This window comes from Streptomyces sp. BE303, assembly GCF_036290945.1.
Lineage (GTDB): Bacteria > Actinomycetota > Actinomycetes > Streptomycetales > Streptomycetaceae > Kitasatospora.
On sequence record NZ_JAQYWZ010000826.1, the window covers coordinates 20,709 to 45,352 of the forward strand.

Sequence of the window (24,644 nt, forward strand, 5' to 3'; positions counted from 1 at the left end):
CGCGGGCGGGCCGGCGACCGCTCCCGGTCGCCGGCCCGCCCGGTCCGTCCTGCTCCCCCGCGGCCGCGGGGCCGTGTCAGGGATTGATCGCCAGCACCACGTAGGCCGCCAGGATCGCCAGGTGCACCCCGCCCTGGAGCGGTGTCGCCCGGCGCGGCATGACCGTCAGGGTGCCGACGATCAGGGTCAGCACGAGCAGCACCAGGTGCGAGGAGTCGAGGCCGAGCACCAGCGGGCCGGTGAGCCAGATCGAGGCGATCGCCACCGCCGGGATGGTCAGGCCGATGCTGGCGAGCGCCGAGCCGAGCGCCAGGTTGAGACTGGTCTGCACCCGGTTGCGGACCGCCGACCGGATCGCCGCGATGGTCTCCGGCAGCAGCACGAGCAGGGCGATCACGACGCCGACCACCGAGGCGGGCAGCCCCGCGGAGTCCACGGCCGACTCGATGGTCGGCGAGACGCCCTTCGCCAGGCCGACCACCGCGATCAGCGCCACCCCCAGCAGCATCAGGCTGGTCACGGTCGCACGGACGGTCGGCGGCGCGGCGTGGTCCTCCTCGTCCAGCACCTTGCCCTCCGGCGTGACCGGCAGGAAGTAGTCCCGGTGCCGGACCGTCAGGGTGGCCACGAACAGCCCGTACAGCAGGAACGACGCCGCCGCGGCGAAGGCCAGCTGGGCGGGCGCGAACTGCGGGCCCGGCGAGCTGGTGGTGAAGGTCGGCAGGACGAGGCTCAGCGCGGCCAGGGTGCCGATGGTGGCGAGCGCCGCGCCCGTCCCCTCGGCGTTGAACACCGCCACCCGGTACTTGAGGGCCGCCACCAGGAGTGACAGACCGAAGATGCCGTTGCAGGTGATCATCACCGCGGCGAACACGGTGTCGCGGGCCAGCGTCGCGGCCTTGTCACCGCCGTCCGCCATCAGCGTCACGATCAGCGCCACCTCGATGACCGTGACCGCCACCGCCAGCACCAGTGAGCCGTACGGCTCCCCCACGCGGTGGGCGACCACCTCGGCGTGGTGCACGGCGGCGAGCACGGCGCCCGCCAGGAAGCAGGACACCAGGGCCACCACCCAGCCGGGCAGATCGCGGTGCCAGGTCAGGACGAGAACGAGGAAAGCCGCCGCTGGGACGGCGGTGGTCCACTGGGTGGCGGCCGATCGGAGCTTGGTGAACATGCGGCCGAGCATCGCATCCCGGAGTGCTCGCGGCCGGGTGACACCGCCGGGGAGGGCGAGGATGTGGCCCACCTCATGTACCGGAACCGCCCTGGTCAGCGTACTCGGCGAGGTAGCCGAGGACCTTGGCGACATGCGGCTTCACCCGCTCGGGGACGCCCCCGGCGTCGGCGACGGTCTTGTCGCTCGTCCGGTAGCCGGCCGCCACCAGGGCGGGCAGACCGGTGGTGAAGCCGCGCTGTTTGAACCGCTGGTCGAGCCAGCAGACGTAGTTGCCCATCGAGGCGATCGCGTCGGCCGGATCGAGGTGGTTCTTCACGCCGTCGTGGTCGCCGTCCTGCGCCCAGGCGTTGAAGACGGCCGGCGTCCACATGGCGACGCCGTACTCCCCCGTCGCGGGGCGGGCGGCGGCCGGGTCGAAACCGGATTCCGCCTTGAGCATCGCGGCCAGCAGGACCGGGGTGATCTCGGGTTCGGGACAGCGGCGGGCGGCGTCCTCGATCGGGCCGCGCAGTGCGGCGGGCACGTCGGCGCCGGGCGGGATCGCGCCGGGCAGCGGGGCCGTGACCGCCGGCCCTGCCGCGGACCCCGGCCGGGGGGCGGCCGGCTCCGGGGAGCCGGAGAGGGCGAGCAGGGCACCGGCCGCCGCGAGCAGCGGGGCCGCCGCCGCGCGACGGCGCCGACGCCCGTTGGCGGCCGTCCCCGGCGGGGCGGCCTCCCGGAGGGCCGTGGCGAGGAGGGCCGCGAGGTCGACCTCCGAGCGCCGCGCGCGGTCGGCCGCCAGGCAGGCGGTGACCAGGGGCCGCCACGGCGCGGGGAGCGCCCCGTCGAGGCGGAGCGGGGCGGTGCCGCGCGCGTAGGCGAGGGCGGCCAGCGAACGGGCCCGCGCGGTCGCGCCGAGGAAGGGGTGCAGACCGGTGAGCACCTGGTGGGCGAGGACGCCGAACGCCCAGAGGTCGGCACTCGGCCGGAGTGCGACCCCGCGGGCGCCGGTCCGCTGCGACCACCACTCCGGCGGGACGTGGTCGGGCGAGCCGAGCGGCGGGGTGTAGGCGTGGGTGCCCTCCAGTTCGGCGGTGAGGCCGAAGTCCGCGAGCTTGGCGGTGCCGTCGGGCATCAGCAGGACGTTGCCCGGCTTGAGGTCTCCGTGGACCCAGCCGACGGCGTGCATGTGGGTGAGGCCGGCCCCGACCTCGGCGAGGATCCGTTCGGCGCCGGGGACGGCCCCGGGCGGGCCCGCCGAGGCGAGGACGTCCTGGAGGCTGCGGTCCGCGCGTTCCATCACCAGGGCCACCGCTCCGTCCAGGCCGGGGTGGGCCCGGTCCCGGACGGTGACGACGGCGAGGGTGCGGATCAGGTGGGGGTGGTCGGCGAGGCGGCTGAACCGCATCTCGCTGCGGGCGACCTGCTCCATGGTGCGGCGCTGGCCGGGGCTGAGCAGCGCGGGACGGAGGAACTTGACGGCGGCGTCCGGAGGTTCGGCCGACCCGGGAGCCGACCCGGGGGCCGACCCGGGGGCGGTCCCGTCCTTGCGGGCCGCGTAGACGCTGCCCCACGCACCGGCCCCGATCGGCTCGCCGACCAGGTACCCGGCGACGGGGTAGCCCGGCGGCACCTCGAACACCGGCTCGCCGACCGCCTGTTCGTCCGTTCCGGCCGTGGCCACCTCGCCCGCCGCCCGTCCGCCCGCAGGTGCGGCACCGGCCGGTGCCGCGGCCGGATCGCCCGGGACCGGCTCGGCCGCGCGGGCCCGGTCGAGCGGTTCCACGGCGGGTCAGCCGGTGCGCCGCGGCGGGAGCAGCGTCAGGTGCTCCTCCCGTACGAGGTCGAACTTGAGGGCCAGTGCCACCAGTTCCTCCCGCTTGCCACCGGCGCCGCCCTCGCCCGGACCGTCCTCCGGCGCTTCGCGGAGCCGGAGCTTGCTCGCCACCAGGTAGTCGATGTGGTAGTTGACGGCCGAGCGGGTGAGCCCCGCACAGGCCGGCAGGGCACGCAGCCGGGCCACCACCTCGGTCGCGCCGGGGACGGCGGCGGCGGACGGCGAGCGCAGCCGCGGTTCGCAGAGGGCGAGCAGGACGAGGAAGTACTTCGAGGTCGGGTCGAGGGCGAACGGGCTGACCGTCCGCTCGCCGCCCGCGCCCGCCGTCGAGCCCGGCACGCCGTCCAGGTAGGCGTGCTGGGGGGCGAAGACCTTGAAGGCGACCGGTTCGCCGAGAGCCGGCAGGAGGATCCGGGAGAACTCGAACGGAACCGGTGCGCCGAGCCGTCCGGGAGCGACCTTGACGTGCTCGCCGGCCCCTTCGAGGTTCTCGACGACATAGGTCGCGGTGGCGCTGAAGTTGGAGAGCCGCCAGTAGTCCTCGGCCGCGGTGATCTCGCCGGCGCGGCGCGAGACGCCCTGATCGGCGATCGGCACGCCGATCGGGCGTCCGGGCTCGCCGCGGCCGAACTCGACGGCTTCGCCGGGGCCGAGGTGCAGCAGCGCGGGGCGCCGGGGCGGGGCGGTGCGCGGTGGCCGGGTCAGCCGGGCGAAGCGGCGGTCGGGCGGTACCGGCGGGCGGGGGTCGGGAAGTTGCACGATGACCGTGTCCATGCAGGTCACCTCCGTGGGTCGGCTCGATCGTAGCCGTCCGAACGGCCCCGCGCCGGTCCGCCACCCGTACGAGTGAACGCCGTGTCGGAGGGCGCCAGTTGGGTGGTGCGAGCCGGGGGTGTGCGCCTCCTCCGCAGGAGGGAGGAGGGCCCTCCTCCGATCGGCCGGCGGACCGGGGCCGATCGGCCCGCCGATCGGGCCGGTCGGCCGAGGGACACGCCGACCGCGGACTGTCAGGGTTTCGCCATGGACAACAACAACTCCCCCTCCCTCCCGCCGGGTTCGCCGGCCGACCCGGGCCGCCGGGCCCTGCTCGGCGCGTCGGCGGCCGGGCTGGTGGCAGCCGCCGGCCTCGGGGCCGCCGGGCAGGCCCAGGCCGCACCCACCGAGCGGCGCAGGCCGCGCCGGTTCGAGGACCGGTCGGTGCTGATCACCGGCGCCACCTCGGGCATCGGCCGGGCCGCCGCCCTCGCGTTCGCGGCGGAGGGCGCCCGGGTCGGCTTCTGCGGCCGGCGCGTCGAGGCGGGCCGCCGCGTCGAGCAGGAGATCCGCCACGCCGGGGGCGAGGCCACCTACTTCCCGGCCGACGTACGCGATCCGGCCCAGGTCGAGCGGTTCACCGACCAGGTGGCCGCCCGGTACGGCGGGCCGGACATCGCGGTCAACAACGCCGGTATCGGCAGCAGCAAGCAGCTCCACGAGCTCACCGTCGCCGAGTGGGACGACGTGCAGGACACCAACGCCCGGGGCGTCTTCCTCGCGGTCAAGTACCAGGTCCCGTACATGCTGCGGGCCGGACACGGGGTGATCGTCTGCACCTCCTCCGCCTCCGCCGAACGGGCCCGGCCGAACGGCGCGGCCTACTCGGCGAGCAAGCGGGCGGTCCAGGGCATCGTGATGTCCGCCGCGCTCGCGTACGGCGCGCAGGGCATCCGGATCAACGCGATCCTCCCGGGCACCACGGACACCGCGTTCGTGCGACCGCCGGGGGTGCCGGACGCGGACTGGGCCCGGTTCAAGCAGGCTTTCGGGCCGCTGAACGTCGAGGGGCTGGAGCGGATGGCCGAACCGGAGGAGATCGCCCGGGCCGTCCTGGCGCTCGCCTCGGACGACTTCTCCTACCAGACGGGCACCTCGGTCCTGGTGGACGGCGGGGCGTCGGCCGGACGCCGGATGGTGCTGCCGCCGACCACCTGACGGTAGTCGTGACGTCACCGGCGCGATTGCGGAATGTAGTTGAACGGTCACCTTGGGTGTGATGCAACACACACGGCACATGTCCACGATCTGTGCAAGACTCGTCCCACAGAGTGAGATTTCCTTTCATTCCAAGGAGGTTCATATCATGCGCGCTCGTATCGCAGCTCTGATAGTGGCGGCGGCAGGGATCACTGTGGCGACGATCCTCCCGGCCTCGGCTGCGGCAACGACCGGCGACGCCGCGGGAGCGGCCTGCACGACCCTCGTCAACCACCCGTGCGTATGGCAGGAGAAGGACGGCGGAGGGATCGTCGGCGTGGCCCAGGTGTCGGCCGACCCGGCACAGCTGACGGTCGTCCAGGTCGAGGTCCGCACCCAGCGCGCCTGGGGCAGCCCGTGGGTGACGGTCGCGTCCGCGACCACCGTCACCCACGGGTTCGCCAGGGCCGTGACGCCCCGCGTGGTCACCGACGACCTCAAGCTCGTCTGCGCCACCGGCGGCCCCGCCCTGGACGCGGCGCAGCGGGTGACCACCTGTACCGGCCCGTTCTGACGCCCCGTCCGCGCCGGAAGGGTTCATGAGCCGGGGCCCCGCGCCCCTGCCCAGGGCCGGCCGCCGGTCCCGCAACCGGCGGCCGGTCCGTCCCGCGCGCCGCCCGGGTCACGAGCCTGCCGACAATGCGCCATCCTCGCTCCGAAAGCCGCCCGCCACGCACAACCCTCTTCGGAGCATGGGATTTTGCACTACCTTGGTAGTGCGTGGAGCGGGGCGGGCCGCCCACCCGACAGGTGTGCGCCCGAACGGCCGCGCCGGCCGCTGCACCGTGTTCCGCCCCGCCGCCGAAGCACCGACGGGGAGGAAGGAGGAGCGCGTCCATGCCCGACGGAAGCGCCCGATCGACCGGGGCCGCCGATGGCCACCTCACCACCACGACCGCGCCGCGCGGCGACACTCCGGCCGGGGGCGGCACCGGCCCCGGCCTCGCACCGCCGCGCGGGCGACTGGCCGGCCGCCGCGCCACCGTCGACGCCGTCCTGCGCAACTCGCCGCTCCAGCCGCTGTTCCGGCTCGCGGCCACCCGCCGGCTCGCGGTGCTCGCCTACCACGGCGTGGACGACCCGCAGGTCTTCACGCTCCAGATGGAGCGTCTGGTCCGGATCGCCCGTCCCGTCTCGCTGCCCGCCGTCGTGCAGGCCGTCCGGACCGGTCGGCGGCTGCCGGCCCGCAGCGTCCTGGTCACCTTCGACGACGGCGACCGCACCGTGCTCTCCGAGGGGCTGCCCGTCCTGACCCGCCTGGGCATCCCCGCGGCGGCGTTCGTGGTGACCGATCTCGTCGACGGCGACCGGCCGTTCTGGTGGGCCGAGGCCGCGTTCCTCGCCGCGCACGGCGGCACCGCCCACCGGTTGGCCGACTGCCCGCCGGGCGCGGTGGTCCGCCGGATGAAGACCCTCGCCGACCACGACCGTCGCGCCGCCCTCGCCGAACTCCGCGAGACCGCCACCGAGCCCGCACCCCGCCAGGAACAGCTCACCCGCGAGGACCTCCGGACGCTGCGCCGGCACGGCGTGGAGATCGGCAACCACAGCGCGGGCCACGCGTGTCTGGACCGGTGCGACGACGACACCGTCCGCGACGAGATCGCCCGCGCCCACGACACGCTCACCGGCTGGCTGGACGGCGAGCCGCCGACCGCCTTCGCCTACCCCAACGGCAACGTCGACCCGCGGGCCGAGGCGGAACTCCGGCGCCTCGGCTACCACGTCGGCTTTCTCTTCGACCACCGGCAGGACCGGCTGCTCCCGCCGAACCCGCTGCGCATCAGCCGTCTGCGGGTCAACTCCACCACCGGCCGGGACCGCTTCGACACCATCCTCTCCGGGCTCCACCCCACCGTCCACCACCTCCGCGGCGGTGCCTGAGCGGGGCCCGGACCTCACCGGTGGTGGTGGACCCGGACGGCCTGCGCCGAACGCCGCCACCGGGCGACCGGATTCCGGGAGAATGCGGACCGGCCCGCGACCGGCCGCCGATCGGCGGTGCACCGGGGGCGGGAGAGGCGTGGGGGGCTGGAGACGTGGGGACGAGGCACACCGATGCGGCGGGTTCGTTGCCGGCCGTTCCAGAACAGGCCGGGGCGGTGCCGGTCGGGGCGCAGTCGGCCGGAGCGAGGCCGGTCCGGTACCGGACGGCCGCCCTTCCGCCGGAGGTCGTCGACGGATGGCGGGAGTTGGCGGCCGGTGAGCCCGGCGGATCCTGGTTCACCACACCGGAATGGGCACTCGCCTGGTGGGAGACGGTCGGCGCGCGCGAGGGCGCGGGGTCGGAGGCGGGCGAGATCGTGGTCTGGCAGGAGCCGGACGGCCGGGTGTCGGCGGTCGTCCCGCTGCTGCGGACCACCCGGCGGCTCCACCCGCGGGCACCGGTCGCCGTCCCCTGCCTGACGGTCCTCGGTTCCGGCCCGGGCGCCGCGGACCACTGCGGGTTCGCGGTCGCACCGGAGCGCCGGGCCGACGTGGCCGACTGGCTGGCCCGGCGCGGCCGGCGCCGCAGCCTGCTGCTCACCGACCTCGACCCGGACCAGGCGGACCTGCTGCCGCCGGGCGCGGTGGAGATCGGCCGCACCCCCTGTCCGCGCGCCGATCTGACGGCGGGGCCGGACGCGCTGGGCTCACGCCAGTTCCGGGCCGACCTGCGCCGCTACGGCCGGAAGCTGGCCGCCGAGGGGATCACCTTCCGGTGGGTGCCGCCGGCCATCGCGGACGCCGAACTCGCCGAACGGTTCGACCTGTTGAAGGCGGCGGTGCGGCTGCACCGGCTGCGCCGGGCCGCGCTCGGCAAGCCGACCACCTTCGACGCCGCCCGGGCGCCGCTGCACGTCCGGGTGATCGAGCGGGCCGCCGCGACCGGCCGCGGCGAGGGCCCCGCCTTCCTGGTCGCCGAACGGGAGGGCGAGGTGGTGGGCGTGCTCTACGGCTTCCAGTGGAAGCGCACCTTCTCCTACTACCAGATCGGCTGGGACCAGACCTGGGCGCCGCAGCGGCTCGGCACCGCGGTGATCGCCGAGGCGATCCGGGCCGCCGCCGGACAGCGGCTGTCCACCTTCGACTTCCTGCGGGGCACCGAGCCCTACAAGTACCGCTTCGACGCGGTCGACCGGGAGGACGTCTCCTGGCTGGTGCCGCACGGCGCCTCGGGCGCGCTGCTCGGACTCAAGTACCGGGCGAAGGCCGCCCGTTCGACCTGATGAGACCCCAGTTCCGTGCAGCGGGGTCGGACTACCGCCGGCCCTCCAGCCAGCCGGCGAACGCGTCCAGGGCGGGGCCCGGGTCGCGCCGGCCGAGGCCGATCCGGAACCGGTCGGTGGGCGTCGGGGTCAGGTCGGAGCGGTAGACGGAGGCGGGCAACAGCAGGACCCCCGCTTCCTCGACCAGCCCGGTGCAGAACGCCTCGACGCCGTCCCGGCCGAGGTAGCGCGGATAGGCGACGCAGCCGCCGTCCGGGGTGCGCCACTCGAAGAGGTCAGCGAAGCGCGCGAAGAACGCGTCGAAGAGCGGGAGGTTGGCGTCGATGACGGCCCGGTTGCGGCTCAGGATCCCCTCGCGGGCGTTGATCGCGATCCGGGCCAGGATCTCGCTGGGGGCGGAGTTGCAGATCGTGGTGTAGTGCTTGGCGCGCTCCAGCCGGGAGCGCAAGTCGCGGTCGCGGCAGGCGATCCAGCCGATCCGCAGGCCGGGCAGGCCGAGCGACTTGGAGGTGACGTTGAGCGAGAGGGCCCGCTCGGAGAGGTCCGCGGCCTGCGGCAGTGTGCGGGCCCGGTCACGCTCCAGGCCCCGGTAGACCTCGTCGCTGAAGAGGTGGATTCCGCGCTCGTCGCAGAGTTCGGACAGCCGGACGAAGTCGGCGGCGCCGATGACCTTCCCGGTGGGGTTGTTCGGGAAGTTCACCGAGACCACACGGGTGTTGGGGCGCAGCGCGGCGGTGAGCTCGTCGAGGTCGAGCGCCCAGTCCCGGTCGGGGTCGAGGGCGACGCCGGTGACCTCGCAGAGGGAGAGCGGCACGGTCTCGGCGGACTGGTAGTTGGGGGTGAGGACGACGGCGTGGTCGCCGGGGCCGAGCAGCACCTGCATGGCGAGGTTGAGGGCCTCCTGGGCGCCGCCGAAGCAGATGACGTCGTCGGCGTCCACCCGGTCGTACATGCCGGCGATCGCGTGCCGGAGCGCCGGGTCGCCGAAGGTCTCGGTGTAGCCGAGGGTGAGGGACTCCCAGGCGTGGCGGTCCTCGGGGCCCGCCAGGGCGAGGAGTTCGGACATCGCCATGGTCTGCGCGTCGGAGGCGGTGAGGTGGTGGCGGGCGGTGAACTCCCAGCGGGAGAAGTAGGTTTCCAGCCGGAAGTCGGGCAGCTCGGTCATCTCTCGGTCCTCGGTGCTCGGTTCTTCGGTGTGCGGTTGCCCGGTGCGCGGTCCGCCGGTCGGGGATCCGGCGCCGGTTCGGGGACGGGCTCGGGCTCGGGGGCGGGGGCGGGCTCGGGCTCGGGGGCGGGGACGGGGACGGGGGCGGACCCGTCGCGGAGTTCGGCGAGCAGGGTGTAGACGGTGGACCGCGACACCTTGAGCGCGGTGGCGACGGCCGGCACGGCCCGGCGGACGGCGAGCACCCCGGCCTGGTCGAGTTCGCGGAGCACGGCGAGCCGGTCCTCGCGGCCGAGCCGCTCCGGGGGCCGGCCGTGGGCCCGGACGAAGCCGCCGATGACGTCGTTCATCCGCTCGGTCCAGTCGTGCTCGAAGAGCGGTTCCGGGCGTGGGGCCGTGGGGGCGGCGAAGCCGGCCAGGAGGGCGGCGGCGTGTTCGAGCGGTCCGCGGTCGAGGTTGACGCAGAGGACGGCGGCGGGGCGTCCGTCGTCGTCGCGGAGCACCGCGCTGACCGAGGAGAGCCGGCGGCCGTCGGGCAGCAGTTTCGGGTAGGGGCCGTAGACGTCCGGGGCGGACTGGTCCAGGGAGTCGAGTTCGCCGAGCAGGGACGGGTCACCGGGGGCGCGGCCGCCCATCGGGTTCCAGACGGCGAGCACCTCGTCCCGGACGGCGTCGTGCAGCACCACCTCGGCGTAGGGCCCGAGCAGCAGGGCCACCGCCCGGCAGACGGGCTCCCAGGTGCGGGCGCGCCGGTCGGGGGTCTCTGAGGTCATGGTCGGACTGTACGTCCAGACTGGACGTTTCGTCCAGCAGTGGCGCGGGGCCGGCGCGACGACGGGCCCGCCCCCGGTCGGAGACGGGCCCGTCGCGGAGAGGCGGTCAGTCGCAGCTGATCAGCAGGCCGAGGGTGGCCCGGCAGGTGCGGGCGGCCGCGTCGTTGGCGGGCGCGGTGTCGACCGGGGCGCCGGCCGTGCGGGTGGTGGTGACGGTGAACGTCCGGCCGAGGTTGAGCAGGCCGACCTGGACGGTGAAGTGGCGCGTGACGGAGGCGCCGACGGCCAGCGGCTGGGTGAGGGCGCAGGTGAGCTTGGAGGCCACGATGGCGCAGTCGCCGCTGTACGAGCCGAAACCGGCGGGCAGCGACGAGGTCACGGTGGCGGCGGTGACCTGGCCGGGACCGTTGTTGGTGAGCGTCAGGGTGTAGTCCACCCGGCCGCCGAACAGCCCGGGCACCGGGGTGGCGGCGAGCGCGACGCCGAGGTCGGCGGCGGGCGCCTGGTACTCGAACCGGTCGGCCGTCACGACCGCACTGGTGCCGCCCGGCGTGGTCACCCGGACGTCCACCGTCCCGGCGGCGGCCGAGGCGGGCGCGGTGGCCGTGCACGCGGTGTCGGTGCAGGAGAAGGAGGCCGCGTTCCCGGCGGCGCCGAAGCTGACCGCGGTGGCGCCCGACAGGTCGGTGCCGGTGACGGTGACGACCGTGCCACCGGCCTGCGGACCGCTCGCCGGGCTGATCCCGGTCACCACCGGAACCGGCAGCGGGAAGCCGAGGACGGTCACCGTGTCGCCGCCGAAGTCGGCGAGGTAGCCGCGCCGGCCGTCGGGGGCGAGCGCCAGGGTGAAGGGGTTCGCCCCGACCGGGACGGTGGCGGTCACGGCGCCGCTCGCGGCGTCCAGCACGCTGAGCGTGGAGTCGGCGTAGTTGGAGGCGTACACGGACCGGCCGTCGGGGGCGACGGTCACGGCGTACGGGTTGGCCCCGACCTGCACGGTGGCGGTGACGGTGTTGGTGGCGGTGGACAGCACGCTGACGGTGGAGTCTCCACCGTTCGCCGTCCAGAGCCTGGATCCGTCCGGGGCGAGCGCTAGGCCGAAGACGCCGTGGCCGACGGGGACGGTGGCGCTCACCGTGCGGGTGGCGGTGTCGATGACGTCGACCTGCTGGGCGCCGGACGCGGCGACGTAGACGTGCGCGCCGTCGGGGGCGACGGCGACCCCGTGCGGCTCGGCGCCCACCGGGACGGTCGCGACGACGGTGTTGGTGGCGGTGGACAGCACGCTCACCGTGCCGGCGTCCGCGTTGCTGACGTACGCGTGGGCGCCGTCGGGGGCGACGGCGACCCCGAAGGCGCCGGCGCCGACGGGGACGGTGGCGGTCACCGCGGCCGTGGCGGTGTCCACCACGCTGACCGTGCCGTCGAGGTGGTGGGTGAGGTAGGCGTGCCCGCCGTCCGGGGCGAACGCGACCGCGTAGGAGCCGGTGCCGGCGGTGACGGTGCCGGTCACCGCGCCACCGGCGGTGTCCAGGACCGTCACGACGCCGCTGCTCTGGCTGGTCACGTAGGCCCGCCCGCCGCCCGGGGCGACCGCGACGCCCGCCGGGTAGGGCGCGACGGCCACCGTGGCCGTCACGGCGGGCGGCGGCGCGGCCGCGGCGGCGGTGCCGGGCTGGACCAGCAGGGCGGCCGTGGCGGCGGCGGTGGCCGTCACGGCCGTCCAGTAGCGGCGCGGGGCCGGGCGTTGTCTCACGGAAGATCTCCAGACTCGTCGAATCGGTGCACGTCACAGCGGTGCTCGTCCCGGCCGCGCCCGTCACGCGGCGGCGGTCACGCCGGTGCGCGTCACGGTGGCGCCGGTGGCGGCGTTGCCTGTCACGGCAGCGCTCGTCACGGCGGTACCGGGCGGGCCACCCGTCGGGCGGCCCGGGGGGACGCCCGGACCGCCCGAAGCGTAGAAGGCCGACTGACTGAGTGTCAGGAGATGACTGCGATTGTCTTGAAATATTCAAACTCGGTCAGTCGGTCGTCACCCGAACTTTCCGCGGAGGACCGGCCGCCCCCCTGCCTCCGGGCCGGATGTGGAACTATTGTTATGAAAACTATCGTTCGACATTCGATAGTTTCTGGCGGACTAGACTCGCCTGAGAGCACCAGCCCGTGGACACCCGAGAGGAACGGCAGCGATGACCGAGGAAGGACGGCCGGAGGTCCCCACCCGGACCCTCGTCGAGGGCATGGTCCGCGCGGACGGCACCGTCGACGCGGGCGAGCTCTACGCGGTGGCGGGCGAGCTCGGCATGACCGACCAGCAGGTCCGCCTCTGCATCAAACGGATGGCCGCCGACGGGCTGCTCGTCCAGGAGGGGCGCGGCCGCCGGGCCGTCCTGCGGGAGACCGACCGGGCCCGGCGCACGGCCGAACCCGAGGTCGACTTCGTCCGCCACATGTACGCCCAGGACGCCGGGCTCGCACCGTGGGACGGCCGGTGGCACCTCGCCGCCTTCGCCGTCCCCGAGTCCGCCCGTACCGCCCGCGACGCGCTGCGCGAGTTCCTGGTCCGGCTCGGCGGCGCGGCCGTCCAGGGCGGCGTCTACGCCGGCGCCAACAGGTGGGAGCCGTACGTCGAGGCCGAGGCCGAACGGCTCGGCGTCGGGGACTGCGTCACCCTGCTCACCAGCACCGACCTGCGGGTCGGCGGCGAGAGCGACCCCCTCCGCCTGGCCCGTCGGCTCTGGCCGCTCGACGAACTCGCCGACGGCCACCGGCGCCTGGCCGCCGTCGCCGCCGACCGCCTGGCCCGGCTCACCGGCCGCTCCCCCGCCCCCACCCGGGTCGAACGCCTCGCTGTCGCCCTGGAGCTCGCCGCCGAGTTCACCCGGGCCACCGCCGACGACCCGCTGCTGCCGCCCGAGCTCCTCCCCCGCCCCTGGCCCGGCGCCGAGGCCCGCGCCCTCACCGCCGACTGCTGGCGCCTGCTGCGCCGCGCCGAGCGCGACGACCCCGCCCCCGGCCCCCGCTTCTTCCGGCGCTACGACGAGGCGATGACCGAGATCACCGGTGAGCCCCACGGCTCCTGACGGGTCGCCCGGCAGGTCGTCCGGCAGGTCGTCGGACTGATCGTCCGGCAGGCGTTCACGAGGCGGCGTCCGCCGGCGGGTCCGCTCCCCAGCCGTCGAGCAGGGCCCTCAGCCGCGACGCCGACCGGGCGCCCCGGTCCCCGGGGGTGTCGGTGGCCTCACCGCCCCCCGCGCCGCCCCGCACACCGCGCGTGCGGTCCTCGGCGACGAGCCGGAAGATCCGGTCGGTGAGGTCCTTGACGACGTCGGCGTAGCGGTCCGGATCGGTGTGGAAGGCGAAGGCCGCGGCGGGCAGCAGGACACCGGCGGTCTCGGGCACCGACCTCGGGATCGGCGACCGGCGCAGCAGGGCGTCGGCGGCGGCGCGGAGGCCGGCGTCCACGCCCCGGGGGAAGAGATCGAGCAGGGTGCTGCCCCCGAGCGCGGTCAACCGGGCCGAGAGCAGGGCCCCGACGGTCGGCCGCAGTCCCTTGGGCGCCGGCCCGCGCCCGGCGGCGTGCTCGGCCCAGTGGGCCCGCAGCTCCTTCGCCGCCTCCTCGCCCCCGGCCTCCGCCAGGGCGTCGGCCACCAGAGCCACCCGGACGCGGGGCGCGGGGTAGCGCGGGCTCGGCGGCCCCTCCGGGGTGAGTGCCACGAAGTCCGCGAGGATGAAGGCGAACCCGGAGCCGGCGCACAGGGCGCCGTACAGGTCGGCGAAGACCTCCGGCAGCCGGTCGGTCCACCAGTCCGGGCCCTCCGCCGTCCGCCGCAGCACCTCGGACAGCTCGCCGGTGAGCCCGAACGCGTCCAGGACGCAGTGGCCGACCTCATGGGCGGCCAGGACGGCCTCCGGCAGGTGCCGGGACTGGACGAACGGCAGCCCCACCAGCGGCACCGGCAGGGCGCGCAGCAGCTCGTCCACCCGCGCCTGCCGGTCCTCGGACACCAGGCGCGGCAGGGCGAACGGGACGGCGTGCGCCGTGAGGTGGACCAGCGGTGGTTCCACCGGGAGGATCTCCGCACCCGACACGGAGGAGGCGGCGGTGAGCGCGGGCCGGTAGCAGGACCAGACGAAGTCGTCCGCCAGCAGGAGGAAGTCCCCGAGCGACCGGTCGTGCCGCTGCGTGAGTGCGCCGCGCAGCCGCCACCACACCTCCTGGAGGAGGCCGAGTTCGGTGTCGGCCCGCCGGGTCTCCGCCTCCCGCACCCGGTCCAGCAGCGGGCGCAGCGCGGCGTTCACGGCGAGGACCTGGGTGTGGTGCTGCGGGAAGGGCGCCCCGGCGCCGCCCCGGCCGGCGCCACCCTGACCGGCGCCTGCCTGACCGGCACCGCGCGCCCCACTCGTGGATTTGGCGGTGAGGGCGAGCCAGTGGTCGAGATCGGCCGCGAGCCCGTTGACCCGGGCCAGCAGCGCCGCCCGTCGCCGCTCACCGGCGTTCACGGCCGCGCTCCGGCGGTGGCCCCGGCCGCGGCCGGGCTCCCGGCCCCGCCGACGGCTGTGTGCGGGGTGCCACGGAGCGCCGGCACGGCGGACGGACCGGTCACAGCGAGGTCCAGAGCGGCAGCAGGAGGCCGGTCGGCAGGGCGCTGAACAGCGCCGGGAGCGCGACGGTCGGCCGGGGGACGCCCAGTTGGTCCCGGGTGAGCTCCGCGACCACGACGGCGGGGTGCCGCCCGGTGAGCAGCCCGTGGATCAGTCGCCGCCGGGCCCGTTCGCTCTCGCCCGGGCGCCGCAGGAACGGGCCGATGGCCACCACGGCCGCGAAGTCCCCTCGGGCCAGGACCTCGGCGGCGAACAGGTTCCGCAGGACCAGCTGACGCATCGCCTCCTCGCGCGTCCCCGGATCCACCGCCTCCAGGACGAGGACGCTCTGCGGGGGGCGCCGCCATCCGAGGTACTCGCCGAGACCGGCGGCGTCGCTCCCGCCCCGGGAGTCCCAGTGGACGTTCAGCTTGCCCGACGATTCACGGAAAGTCCCCTGGACGTGCAGGAGTTGGGGGCCCGACGCGGAAGCACCGAAGCGCCGCGAGCGGGCCGGTGCGACCAGCCGGGCAAAGTGCTCGGCCTCGTACACCGACGACAGCGGCGCCATCGGCGCCATCGGCTCCCGGACAGCGGTGTGCTGCTGGGCGCGCGCCTCACGGGTGCCGGCGAGCACCCCGACCCGGACGGCGGCGTGGGGTTGGGCCCAGAGGCTCTCGACGAAGCGGCCGAGCGGCGGGGATGGCGGCGCGTCGGAGGGTGCGGCCTGCCGGAGGTTCTGCACGACGGTCCGGAGCCGGCCGAGCGCCGCCGCCTCCCCGCTGCGCCCGGGGAGCCCCCGGTAGAGGTGAAACCCGTCCGGCGGGACCGTGAGGTGCGCCAGGGCCGCCTCCCACGGGGCGGCGAGCAGGGTGGGCTCGTACCCCGGGACCTCCAGCCGGAGGCCGCGGACCTCCTCGGAGCGGAGCAGGCCGTCCAAGGCCTCGTCCAGCAGGAGGCCGGTCTCCTCCGCCCAGTCCGCCGCCGAGGAGGAGAGCGCCGACTGGAGCCCGTCGGGACTGCGGAGCCAGTCGTCCGCGAGGTCGGCCGTCCGCAGCAGACTCACCCGGGCCCCTGGACCGGTGGACCTCAGGAGGTCGATCTCCAGGACGGGCGGCCGTCCGCGGAACCGGGTGTCGGCGGTGAGCACCAGGACGTGATCCCGCCACTCGACGTCGACCTCGCCGGCCCCGGGAGCACCGTGCCCCTGGTCGAACAACTGCTCAGGAGGCAGGCCGAGTTCGGCGTACAGGCCGTGCGCGAACTCGGCCGACGGGCCCGTCTCCCCGGGATCGGCGCCCGCCTGGGCCGCTGTCCGGGCGACCAGTGCCGCGCACCTCGCCCTGGCGAGGCTGGGATCCCGCTCCGCCAGCAGCGACCAGGCACGGGCGACGCTCCGCCCGGCCAGGTCGCCCCGCCCCGACCTGAGCGCCACCAGCGTCTGGTAGGTGAGAACGACGGCCGCCGCCTCGGGCGCCGCCGGGTAGGCCCGTTCCAACGCGTCGGGGAGGCCCTGGAGCATGACGGCGTCGAGCGCGCCGATGTCACCGAGGACGTCCGTCTCCAGGTCGAGACGGCGCAGCCACACCGCGCTCTCGGCCGGGGCGAGCTCCCCCGCGCAGGCGCGGGCGAGGTCGACCGCCTCCTCGGACCGTCCGAGCACGCGGAGCAGTTCGGCGTAGGTCAGGCCGAGGGCCGCCGCGTCGGAGCCGGAGTTCCGCCGGGGACCGGGCCCGCAGAGCTCGGTCAACCGGGCGGCGGTGGGGCCGGTGACGGCGAGCGGCCGCCGCAGCTCGTGGAGGCGTTCCAGCGCCACCAGGCGTGCCCCCGGGGACCCGAGGGGGGCCAGGGCCTCGACGAGCTCGCCCACGAGCTCCTCGTCCCGCGCGGCTTCGACGCCCGTCAGCAGGCCGAGCACCCAGACCACCCGGTCCGGCGGCGGTGCGGCCGACCTCTCCGCGGACCGCGGACGGTCCAGCTGCCAGGCCGCCGCCTCAGGCCACCGGGCGAGCTCCGCGAGGATCGGGACCGGGACGTCCGGGGCGGGAGCGTGCTCGGACGGACCGGCCAGTCGCAGCACCCGGCCGACCAGCTCCGAGGCCTCGCTCCGGCTGCCGCCCCCGGTCACCAGCAGCCGGGCCGTCCCCACCAGCGCGGACATCCGCTCGTGGTCGGTGACGGCGCCCTCCTCCAGGGCGGGCCGCAGCGGCGCCATCGCCGCGCCGGGCGCCCTGAGCATCGCGTACGCCTCGCCGCGGAGCACCAGGCCCCGCAGGGTCACCGCAGGTTCGCTCCCCCCGTCGGACAAGCCCTCCAGCGGGCCGTCCTCGGCGAGGACGAGGCCGGGGCGGTGGAGCCGGAGCGCCGCCCGGCCCGCCCACTCGGCCGTCCGGCGGCGGTCCCCGGAGCCGAGGCCCCGGTGCACGGCCAGCACCTCCTCGAACCGGCCGACGGCGAGGAGCAGCCTCAGGTGCAGCTCGGGCGCGGTCCCCGCGTCGAACCGCGGCAGCCAGGAGGCGGCGTGGCCGACCAGGCCGGAGTCCAGCAGGCTTGCCACGGCCTCGACCGACTGCTCCGACAGCGGCCCCCCGTCGGGTGCCGCCAGTCGGTCCGCCTGCACGAACGACTCCTGGGCCCGGTCGCCCTGCCCCTCCGCCAGCAGGGCGCACCCGGTGAGGTGGAGCAGTTGCAGCGCGGTGTCGCGGTCCGCGGAGTCCGGCTGCCGCTGGACCCGGGCAAGCCGGCTCCGGGCCTCCCCGAGCCGGCCCAGCCGGAGCAGCAGGGCCGCCGAGAACAGCTCCACCCCGGCGGCCAGCTCCGCGTGCGACTCCTCCGCCAGCAGGCCGGCGGCCTCGTCCAGCCGGGCGATCCCGCGTTCCCACGCCGTGAGGTCGGTGGCGCTCGCGGCGTTCCGGCCGAGCAGCACCAGGGCGCGGGCCCGGGCGACCACGGAGACCTTCACCTCGTCCAGCAGCTCCGGCGACACCAGTGCCTCGGCCAACGACGACAGGCGGTGGTCCCGGCCGGCGGAGCGCTCCGAACCGACCAGACGGGCCCAGGTCGCGGCGCCCTCCTGCGGGTCCGCCGAGAAGCGGTGGTAGAGCTCCTCCAGCTTCCACTGCTCCCAGCGCTCCGGCTCAGCCTCGGCCCGCCGCGCGAAGTGCTCGGCGAGATCCCGGTCGAGCAGCCGGGACACCTCGTGGTCAGCGAGCAGTCGGCGCAGCGGGTGGCGGACGGTGCGGTCCAGCACCAGGCCCTCGGGGTCGTCCGGGTCCCGGTCCACCCAGGCGGCGTCACCGGCGTACCGGCTGAGGGCGGCCCAGAGGTCGGGGATCTCCCCGCCGTCGTCGGTGAAGCCGGGCACGGCCCGCAGGAAGATCGAGATGTGCAGTTCCTCGCGCTTGTCCAGGCTCGGGTCGTCCGCCGTGTTGCTGCCGCGGATCCCGCGGCGCAGGTGCGGGAGCATCACCTCCTGGACCAGCCGCAGGGTGAGCCGCCGGGGGATCACCCCGTACCGGAGGAGCCAGCGGATCCGGTCGTCGTGGACGCGTTCGAGGACACGGTCGATCGCGTAGAGGAGGCTGGGCCCGGAGGAGGCCCGGACCTGGTCGGCGGTGAGGTCCGCGGCCAGGTCGGCGAAGAGGGCCAGCGTGTACGGCAGGCCGTCACTGCTCTCCACCACGGCCGCGCGCAGCTCGGGGTCGGCGACATCGCGCACCTCCCGCAGGTAGTCGTCCGCCTCCTGCGGGTCGAAGGACTGGAGCCGCATCGGGACGGCGGGCAGCGGTACGGCATCGGCGAGGTCGTACCGGCCGGAGAGCACGATCCGGAGCCCCTCCGCCGCCAGCGCCCCGGAGAGCACCTCCGCCAGGTCGTTGATCCGGCCGCCGTCGCGGAGGACGACCTCCTCCAGGGTGTCCAGGACCAGGACGGCCCGGGTGCCCCGCCGCCGGAGGGCCTCGTCGAGGACGGCCACGAAGCGCCGCTGGATCGAGGCGCCACGGTGTCCGAGGGCCGCCCGCCCGGCGAGCCACTCGGCCGCCACCGGGCTGCGGTTCCTCGGGAGCGCCGCGAGGTCCGCCGCGTGCTCGTCGAGGAGTTCGCCGAACGGTGCGCCCGGGAGCTGCTCGTTCAACTGGGCGGCGGCCTCCAGGAGGAACAGTGCGGGGTGGGCGACCGCCAGGGCCGGGTCGCACCGGTCGAAGTCCAGGTGGGCACAGGGCACCGGGACCGGGCGCTCCTGGCAGTGCCTGGCCATGAACCAGCGCAGCAGCATGGACTTGCCGGAGCCGCCGGTGGCGTGGATCCGCAGGACCGCCGGGCCGTCGGCCTCCAGCAGGTCCCGCAGCGGCTGTTCGGCGCGCGCACGCCCGTAGTAGCCGGCGGTCCGGTGGTGGTCGGGCCGCCAGAGGGCGCGCGCCCGGACCCGGACCCGGGCCTCGGCGACGACGGCCCCGAGTTCCTCCGGCAGGAGCGCGGCGACCTGCGGGTCGGTGACGGCGTCCACGAGGTCGTGGCAGCGGGCCAGGTCGAACCGGCGGTCGGCGGCCTCGAAGGCGGCTCGGAAGGCGTCGGACTCCAACGCCCCCGCGATGGCAAGCTGCCGCAGGCTGCCGGGTTCGTCCCCGGCTTCGGCGTAGCGGGCGGCCAGTGTCGCGGCGAGCTCTCGGAGCTGCCCCGGCGCCTCCCCGCCCGGCGGCAGTCCGGTCCACCAGTCGTCCCAACAGGGGAAGCGCAGCAGGGCGACGATCCGGTAGTGGTCCGGCCGGGCGGAGTGCTCCAGCAGGCCCTGGTCGAGCAGGTCGGCGACGTCGACCGGGCTGTCGACCGCGAGCACGGAGTGGTACAGCTCCTCGGTGAAGTCCGGGACGATGCTGCAGCGGCGGAGGACGTCGCGCCGGGTGGGGTCGAGCCGGGCCAGGAGGATCCGGGCGAGCGGGTCGCCGCGGCCGACGAGCTCGACGAGATCCTCCTGGCCCGGCCCGACCCCACCCGGGCCGGTGGGCTCGTCGGGCCCGTGGGGGGAAGCAGGGCCGTTGTCGGTCATCGGGGCACCCGTCGTCCTTCCTTGAAGAGCGTCATGCCGTCCTGCAGCATTGCCGGTGTCAGGTGGCCGTGCCGGGCGACGAGGATGGCCATGAACTCCTTCCACTGCTCCACACTGTCCGCTTCCACGTCCCTCACCCGGCTGTAGTCCCCCACGACCTCGGTGATCTCCCCGGCCGCGAACGCGCCGAGCGGGATCCGCCGGACGGTGTCGCGCAGCGGATAGGGCAGCAAGTCGGCCTCCTCCTCCTCGTTCAGAGCCAGGATCACCTTCGCACGCCCGTCCGGGCGGACGGCCAGCGGCTCGATCAGGTGCGGGACGATCAGGTCGGCGACGGCCCGGTGCTCCAGCCTGCCGAGACCGGCCAGGGCGAGGACCAGTCCGGTGTCCTCGCCGAGCCCGAGCAGGGCGTCGGCGAGGTGCCGAAGCGCGGTGTGCCGGCGGTCGGCGACGTGACCGACGCTGTTGCCGGGCACGGTCTCCTGCCAGACCCGGTCGGGTTCGAGGGACAGCCAGGGTTTGTTGTCGTCGGTCGTCCAGCCGTCGTGCAACTGGGCGAGCCGGTGCTCGAACCGCTGGAGCGGTTCGAGCCCGGGACCGGCCGGCCCGAGCTGGTCGACGATCGTCCGGACCAGGTCCAGCCAGGTCGCGGTCCGGCCGAGCGGGCGGAGGTCGCTCCAGACCGTGCGGGCACCGTTGCGGTACCAGATCTGCAGGGCGGACCGGACGAGGGTGGCCTTGCCGCTGGCGGCCTCGCCGACGACGGCGCTGACGGGCGCCGCGGGGCCGGTCGGCGCGAACCCGTCGAACAGCGCGCGGCGTTCCCGGACCCGGTCCACCGCGTGCCCCAGGTTCCACCGACGGTCGGTGAACCGCTTCTCGGCCTCGGCCTTGCCGCGCAGCGCGGCGTACCGCCCCAGCACGACCTCGGGGTGGACCCGGGCGGCCAGCACCGGCAGGGCCCACTCGGTCCCGTCGACCTGGTCCACGAGCAGGGCGAGCCGGGCCGTCCGCACGGCCCGGTCGACGCTCTCGCCACGGCCGAGGGCCGTGTAGAACTCCGCCGAGAACCGGCAGGCGGTCTCGGACTCGATGCCGCCGTTCATCCCCACCACCGCCGCCGCACCACCGCGGAGCAGGGCCGCCAGGAGCGGCCCGGCCGCCGGTCCGGCGGTGTCGCAGGCGTTCAGCACCACCAGCCTCGGCCGGTGGCCCGCCAGGAAGGCGTGGACGTTGTCCCCGGTGATCGACCAGGGCTCGGTGCCGGGCGGGCGGATCGTGAGCAGGCCCCGGTCCCCCGCGTCCCGCTGCTGGTGGCCGATCACGTGCAGGACGTGCGGGGCCACCTCCCGCAGGGTCTCGGCCAGTTCCCGGGACGTCGGGGCCCGCACCACCTCGACGTGCCACTCCCCGGACGGGCCCCCGAGCCGGGTGCGGATCCGCTCGATCTCCTCGTCCGCCCTGATCAGGGGGTCCGTCTCGCCGACGACGACCAGCACGCGGAGCGGCAGGTGCAGGGCGGCCGGAGGGTTCTCGGCGCCGAGCAGGGACGTCGGGCGGTCGATCCGGGTGAAGGTGAGACCCGGATCCCCGCTGACGCAGAGCGACTCCGCTCCGTCGGCATGGGTGACCAGTTCCCACGGGAGTTCGCGCAGTGCCGCCGGGCGGATGTCGAACAGGGTCCGGGCCTGGCGTCCGTTCTGGTGGCACGTGCGGACTTCCTCGATCCACGGACCGAGGAGGCCGAGCGCGTCCAGGGCGTCCCGCAACAGGCCGGCGACGGTACGGACGGCCTCGGGCAGCGGCGCCCCGGTCTCGAAGAGGTCCCGGCAGAGGCTGCGGTCGTCCACGGACAGGCACTCGTCGGTGAAAGCGGCGCCCTGGTGGACCGGGCGGGGTGAGCCGCCCTCCTCCGCGGGTCCGAAGGCGAGAAGGGTCGGATGGGCGCCCGAGGCGTTCGCCTCGCCGATCCGAATCAGGGTCGTGAAGGGCGGAAGCCACCCCGGTTCGACGGCGTCCACCAGGCTCAGCCTACCCGTCGCTCCCGCAACGCCTGGGCGAACTGCTCCAGTTCGACCATGCTCCACGACCGCGGGGCGGCGGCGGACGGCCGGGCTCCGTGGGCTCCCGGCGGCAGTTCGGCGGCCCGCGGGGCACCCGGGCCGGCCTCCCCCTCCGTCCCGCCGCGCTCGGCGTCGGCACCGAGCGAGATGGCGGTCAGCAGACCGTTCAGGACCTCGCTGTCGCCGCGCGCGGCCTCGGCCGCCGCCCCCTGGCGGCCGGCCTCGGCCCGCGCGTTCGCCGCGTCCTCCCGGGCCGCGGTGAGCGCGCCGCGCTGCACCGTCCCGCCGAACGCCAGCCCGGCGGCGGCGAAGACGATGGCCTCCAGCCCGGCGAAGAGGAACACCAGCCGGTCCCAGTTGGCGTCGCCCCGCTTCACGGCGAGGAACACCATCATCGCCGTGTAGCCGAGGAGGACGGCACAGATCAGGAAGTAGATCGACCAGTGGATCGGCGGCGCGTCCGCGCGCGCGGGCGGCTCGGCCGACCCGCCCTGGTTCCGGCCCGGCCCGGCCGGCCCCCGCCCCGCTTCGGCGTCCCTGTTCGGCATTCCGTGTACCCCTCCAGTCCGCACGGGCCCGTCGGCGCCTTCGCAGCCCCCCGGCCGACGGTGGTGCGAGTATGCCAGAAACGGAACGGCCCTGATCTCCTCTGCGGGAAAACGGACTTCACGCACCGTCAGCACGTTCGCCCGGACGCGCGCGGCCCGCACACGCCTCCGATCGGCGGAGGGCGTGCGGGCCGCGCTCGGGCTCGGCGGTACGGGCGCCGGGCTGGGGGCGCCGGGCTACGGGCGGCGGGCTACGGCGTGCCCGCCGGCGCCGTGGGTCTCGCCCGGTCGGCCGCGGCGCGGGCGGTGCGCTCCGCCATCAGCTCGGACGGGCGCAGCCGCCAACCGCGTTCGCGCAACGCGCCGCTGACCCGCAGGGCGATCAGCGAGTCGCCGCCGTGGGCGAGGAAGTCGTCATCCGGCCCGAAGCCCGGCGCACGGAGCAACTCGCCGAGCAGGATGACCAGTTGGTCCACCACAGGGATGTCCCGAGGGTCCGCCGGGGCAGCCTCCGCGGTCACCGGGGGGTGCTCGGCGGCGGCCAGGGCGGCGACCGCCCGGCGGTCGATCTTGCCCGAGGGGGTGAGTGGCAGCCGGTCGAGGACGAGGAACGGGCCGGGGACCATGTAGGCGGGCAGCCGGGAGCGCAGGCGGTCGCGGACCTCCTCGGGGGTGGGCCCGTCGGGAGTGCGCGAGATGCCGGCGCCCAGCGTCCGGCCCCCGGCCCCGTCGTCGAGGGTGACGGCCGCGGCGGCGGTCACGCCCGGGGTGTCCAGCAGGTGACGGTCGACCTCGTCGAGCTCGATCCGGTGGCCGCGGACCTTGACCTGGTTGTCGAGCCGGCCGAGGAACTCCAGGTCCCCGCCGGGGTGGCGGACCACCTGGTCCCCCGTGCGGTACATCCGCGGGTCCGGTGCGGCCGGGGAGCCGGGCACGTCCGCGAACGGACCGGGCACGGCGGCGAAGGGGTCGGGCCGGAAGCGGTCGGCGGTCCGGTCGGGGTCGTGGAGGTAGCCGGCCGCGAGCAGCGGGCCGCCGATCCACAGCTCGCCGGGGACGCCGTCCGGGGTCGGGCGCTGCTCCTCGTCGAGGACGTGCAGCAGGCGCTCGCCCACCGGACCGCCGATCGGCAGACCGGTGGTGCCGGGCACCGGCCGGTCGGGCGGCAGCACCAGCGCGGAGGCCGTGATCACGGCCTCCGTCGGCCCGTAGCCGTTGACCAGGGTGCAGTGCCCGAGCGGGCCGCGCCGGTGGACGCGGACGTCGTCGGCGGTGGCGCTCTCACCGCCGACGACCACCGTACGGACGCCGGCGAAGCCGGCCAGGTCGGCGCCCTCGGCCTCGGCGCACAGCAGCCGCCAGTAGGCGGTGGGCAGTTGGAGGACCGTCACGCCGAGGGCGCGGACCCGGTCGGCCAGCCGGGCCGCGTCGGGCGTGCCGCCGGACCGGAAGGCGAGGGTGCCGCCGGCCGCGAGGGTGGGCCAGATCTCCTCCTGGGCCACGTCGAAGCCCGCGCTGGCGAACTGCAGCACGACGTCCTCGGGGCCCAGGCCGAGCAGGTCGACGACGGCCGCGGTGTGACCGGCCAGCGCCCGGTGACCGACCAGCACGCCCTTGGGAGTGCCGGTGGAGCCGGAGGTGTAGATCACGTACGCGGGCCGGTCGCCCGCGGCCCCGGCGGGCTCCGCCGCGGCGCCGGGCCGGGCGCCGGCCAGAGCGACCGGCCCGCCGGAGCGGTCGAAGAGCGCCGCCGCGCCGGAGTCGCGCAGCAGCCGGGCGCAGTACTCGTCCGGGGCGGCCGCGTCGATCGGCAGGAACGCCGCACCGGCCAACCAGCCGCCGAGCATCGCGACGACCAGCTCGGGGCCGGCGGGCAGCCGGATGCCGACGATGTCGCCGGCACCGACCCCGAGGGCGGCGAGGTCCCGGGCGGTCCGCTCGGCGCGTTCCCGCAGTTCGGCGTAGCCCACCTCGCCGTGCTCGGTGCGCAGCGCGACGGCCGGGCGGGCCGCGGCGGCGGCCTCGGCGGCCCGGGCCTCGATCAGGTCCGGCAGCCAGGCCTGCGCGGCCACCGCGGGCCGGGTGGCGGTGTCAGTCATCGGTCCACCTCGTGTCGGTCATCGGTCCACCTCGTGTCGGTCATCGGTCCACCTCGGGTGGAACGGAAAGGACGGGAAGGACGGGAACTGGCGGGAACGACCGGAGGGCGCGGACGAGGACCGGCACGGCCCCCGGCGCGGTCCCCG

General features: G+C 75.7%; 16 protein-coding genes. 5 read left to right on the forward strand and 11 right to left on the reverse strand.

Going from position 1 to position 24,644, the window contains the following annotated elements; translation table 11 throughout:
* Window positions 1–76 precede the first annotated feature (76 nt).
* The 3 genes from PUR56_RS28845 to PUR56_RS28855 all read right to left on the reverse strand — a co-directional run bounded on the left by PUR56_RS28845 (window position 77) and on the right by PUR56_RS28855 (window position 3,770).
* On the reverse strand, window positions 77–1,177 hold the full coding sequence (locus PUR56_RS28845) for a calcium:proton antiporter (protein WP_329881848.1): 1,101 nt from the start codon (window positions 1,175–1,177) through the stop codon (window positions 77–79).
* 73 nt (window positions 1,178–1,250) lie between these two features.
* Complete coding sequence (locus PUR56_RS28850; protein WP_329951085.1) at window positions 1,251–2,945, reverse strand: serine/threonine-protein kinase; 1,695 nt, start codon at window positions 2,943–2,945, stop codon at window positions 1,251–1,253.
* A gap of 6 nt (window positions 2,946–2,951) precedes the next feature.
* Window positions 2,952–3,770 carry a serine/threonine protein kinase gene (locus tag PUR56_RS28855; protein ID WP_329951086.1) on the reverse strand — a complete coding sequence of 273 codons (819 nt, stop codon included), beginning with the start codon at window positions 3,768–3,770 and terminating at the stop codon, window positions 2,952–2,954.
* Between the two features lie 246 nt (window positions 3,771–4,016).
* On the opposite strand from PUR56_RS28855, the gene PUR56_RS28860 reads away from it, so the two are divergent.
* The 4 genes from PUR56_RS28860 (at window position 4,017) to PUR56_RS28875 (ending at window position 8,218) form a co-directional block, all read left to right on the forward strand.
* Entirely contained in the window at window positions 4,017–4,967 is a 951-nt protein-coding gene (locus PUR56_RS28860; protein ID WP_329951087.1) for an SDR family NAD(P)-dependent oxidoreductase, read from the forward strand.
* A gap of 148 nt (window positions 4,968–5,115) precedes the next feature.
* On the forward strand, window positions 5,116–5,523 hold the full coding sequence (locus PUR56_RS28865; protein ID WP_329951088.1) for a hypothetical protein: 408 nt from the start codon (window positions 5,116–5,118) through the stop codon (window positions 5,521–5,523).
* Window positions 5,524–5,846: 323 nt separating this feature from the next.
* A complete protein-coding gene (locus PUR56_RS28870; RefSeq protein ID WP_329951089.1) occupies window positions 5,847–6,893 on the forward strand; it encodes a polysaccharide deacetylase family protein in 1,047 nt (348 codons plus the stop codon).
* A gap of 155 nt (window positions 6,894–7,048) precedes the next feature.
* A complete protein-coding gene (locus PUR56_RS28875; RefSeq protein WP_329951090.1) occupies window positions 7,049–8,218 on the forward strand; it encodes a GNAT family N-acetyltransferase in 1,170 nt (389 codons plus the stop codon).
* 31 nt (window positions 8,219–8,249) lie between these two features.
* Here the strand turns inward: PUR56_RS28875 and PUR56_RS28880 are convergent, their stop codons facing one another.
* The 3 genes from PUR56_RS28880 to PUR56_RS28890 all read right to left on the reverse strand — a co-directional run bounded on the left by PUR56_RS28880 (window position 8,250) and on the right by PUR56_RS28890 (window position 11,912).
* Entirely contained in the window at window positions 8,250–9,383 is a 1,134-nt protein-coding gene (locus PUR56_RS28880; RefSeq protein ID WP_329951091.1) for an aminotransferase class I/II-fold pyridoxal phosphate-dependent enzyme, read from the reverse strand.
* Window positions 9,380–10,156 carry a helix-turn-helix transcriptional regulator gene (locus PUR56_RS28885; RefSeq protein ID WP_329951092.1) on the reverse strand — a complete coding sequence of 259 codons (777 nt, stop codon included), beginning with the start codon at window positions 10,154–10,156 and terminating at the stop codon, window positions 9,380–9,382. The genes PUR56_RS28880 and PUR56_RS28885 overlap by 4 nt, the downstream gene beginning before the upstream one ends.
* A 106-nt stretch (window positions 10,157–10,262) precedes the next feature.
* Complete coding sequence (locus tag PUR56_RS28890) at window positions 10,263–11,912, reverse strand: beta-propeller fold lactonase family protein (RefSeq protein ID WP_329951093.1); 1,650 nt, start codon at window positions 11,910–11,912, stop codon at window positions 10,263–10,265.
* 433 nt (window positions 11,913–12,345) lie between these two features.
* On the opposite strand from PUR56_RS28890, the gene PUR56_RS28895 reads away from it, so the two are divergent.
* Window positions 12,346–13,239, forward strand: coding sequence for a PaaX family transcriptional regulator C-terminal domain-containing protein (locus PUR56_RS28895; RefSeq protein ID WP_329951094.1), 894 nt, complete (start codon window positions 12,346–12,348; stop codon window positions 13,237–13,239).
* 55 nt (window positions 13,240–13,294) lie between these two features.
* Here the strand turns inward: PUR56_RS28895 and PUR56_RS28900 are convergent, their stop codons facing one another.
* From PUR56_RS28900 to PUR56_RS28920, 5 genes are all read right to left on the reverse strand, one after another.
* Complete coding sequence (locus PUR56_RS28900) at window positions 13,295–14,659, reverse strand: hypothetical protein (protein WP_329951095.1); 1,365 nt, start codon at window positions 14,657–14,659, stop codon at window positions 13,295–13,297.
* Window positions 14,660–14,759: 100 nt separating this feature from the next.
* Window positions 14,760–19,787, reverse strand: a complete 5,028-nt coding sequence (locus PUR56_RS28905) for a hypothetical protein (protein ID WP_329951096.1) — start codon at window positions 19,785–19,787, stop codon at window positions 14,760–14,762.
* The gene (locus PUR56_RS28910; RefSeq protein WP_329951097.1) at window positions 19,784–21,808 is read right to left on the reverse strand and encodes a CHAT domain-containing protein; all 2,025 of its coding nucleotides are present in this window, start codon (window positions 21,806–21,808) and stop codon (window positions 19,784–19,786) included. Before PUR56_RS28910 ends, PUR56_RS28905 begins: the two co-directional genes overlap by 4 nt.
* Window positions 21,809–21,813: 5 nt before the next feature.
* The gene (locus PUR56_RS28915; RefSeq protein WP_329951098.1) at window positions 21,814–22,398 is read right to left on the reverse strand and encodes a hypothetical protein; all 585 of its coding nucleotides are present in this window, start codon (window positions 22,396–22,398) and stop codon (window positions 21,814–21,816) included.
* Between the two features lie 251 nt (window positions 22,399–22,649).
* Window positions 22,650–24,497 carry a non-ribosomal peptide synthetase gene (locus PUR56_RS28920; RefSeq protein ID WP_329881833.1) on the reverse strand — a complete coding sequence of 616 codons (1,848 nt, stop codon included), beginning with the start codon at window positions 24,495–24,497 and terminating at the stop codon, window positions 22,650–22,652.
* Between the last annotated feature and the right edge of the window lie 147 nt (window positions 24,498–24,644).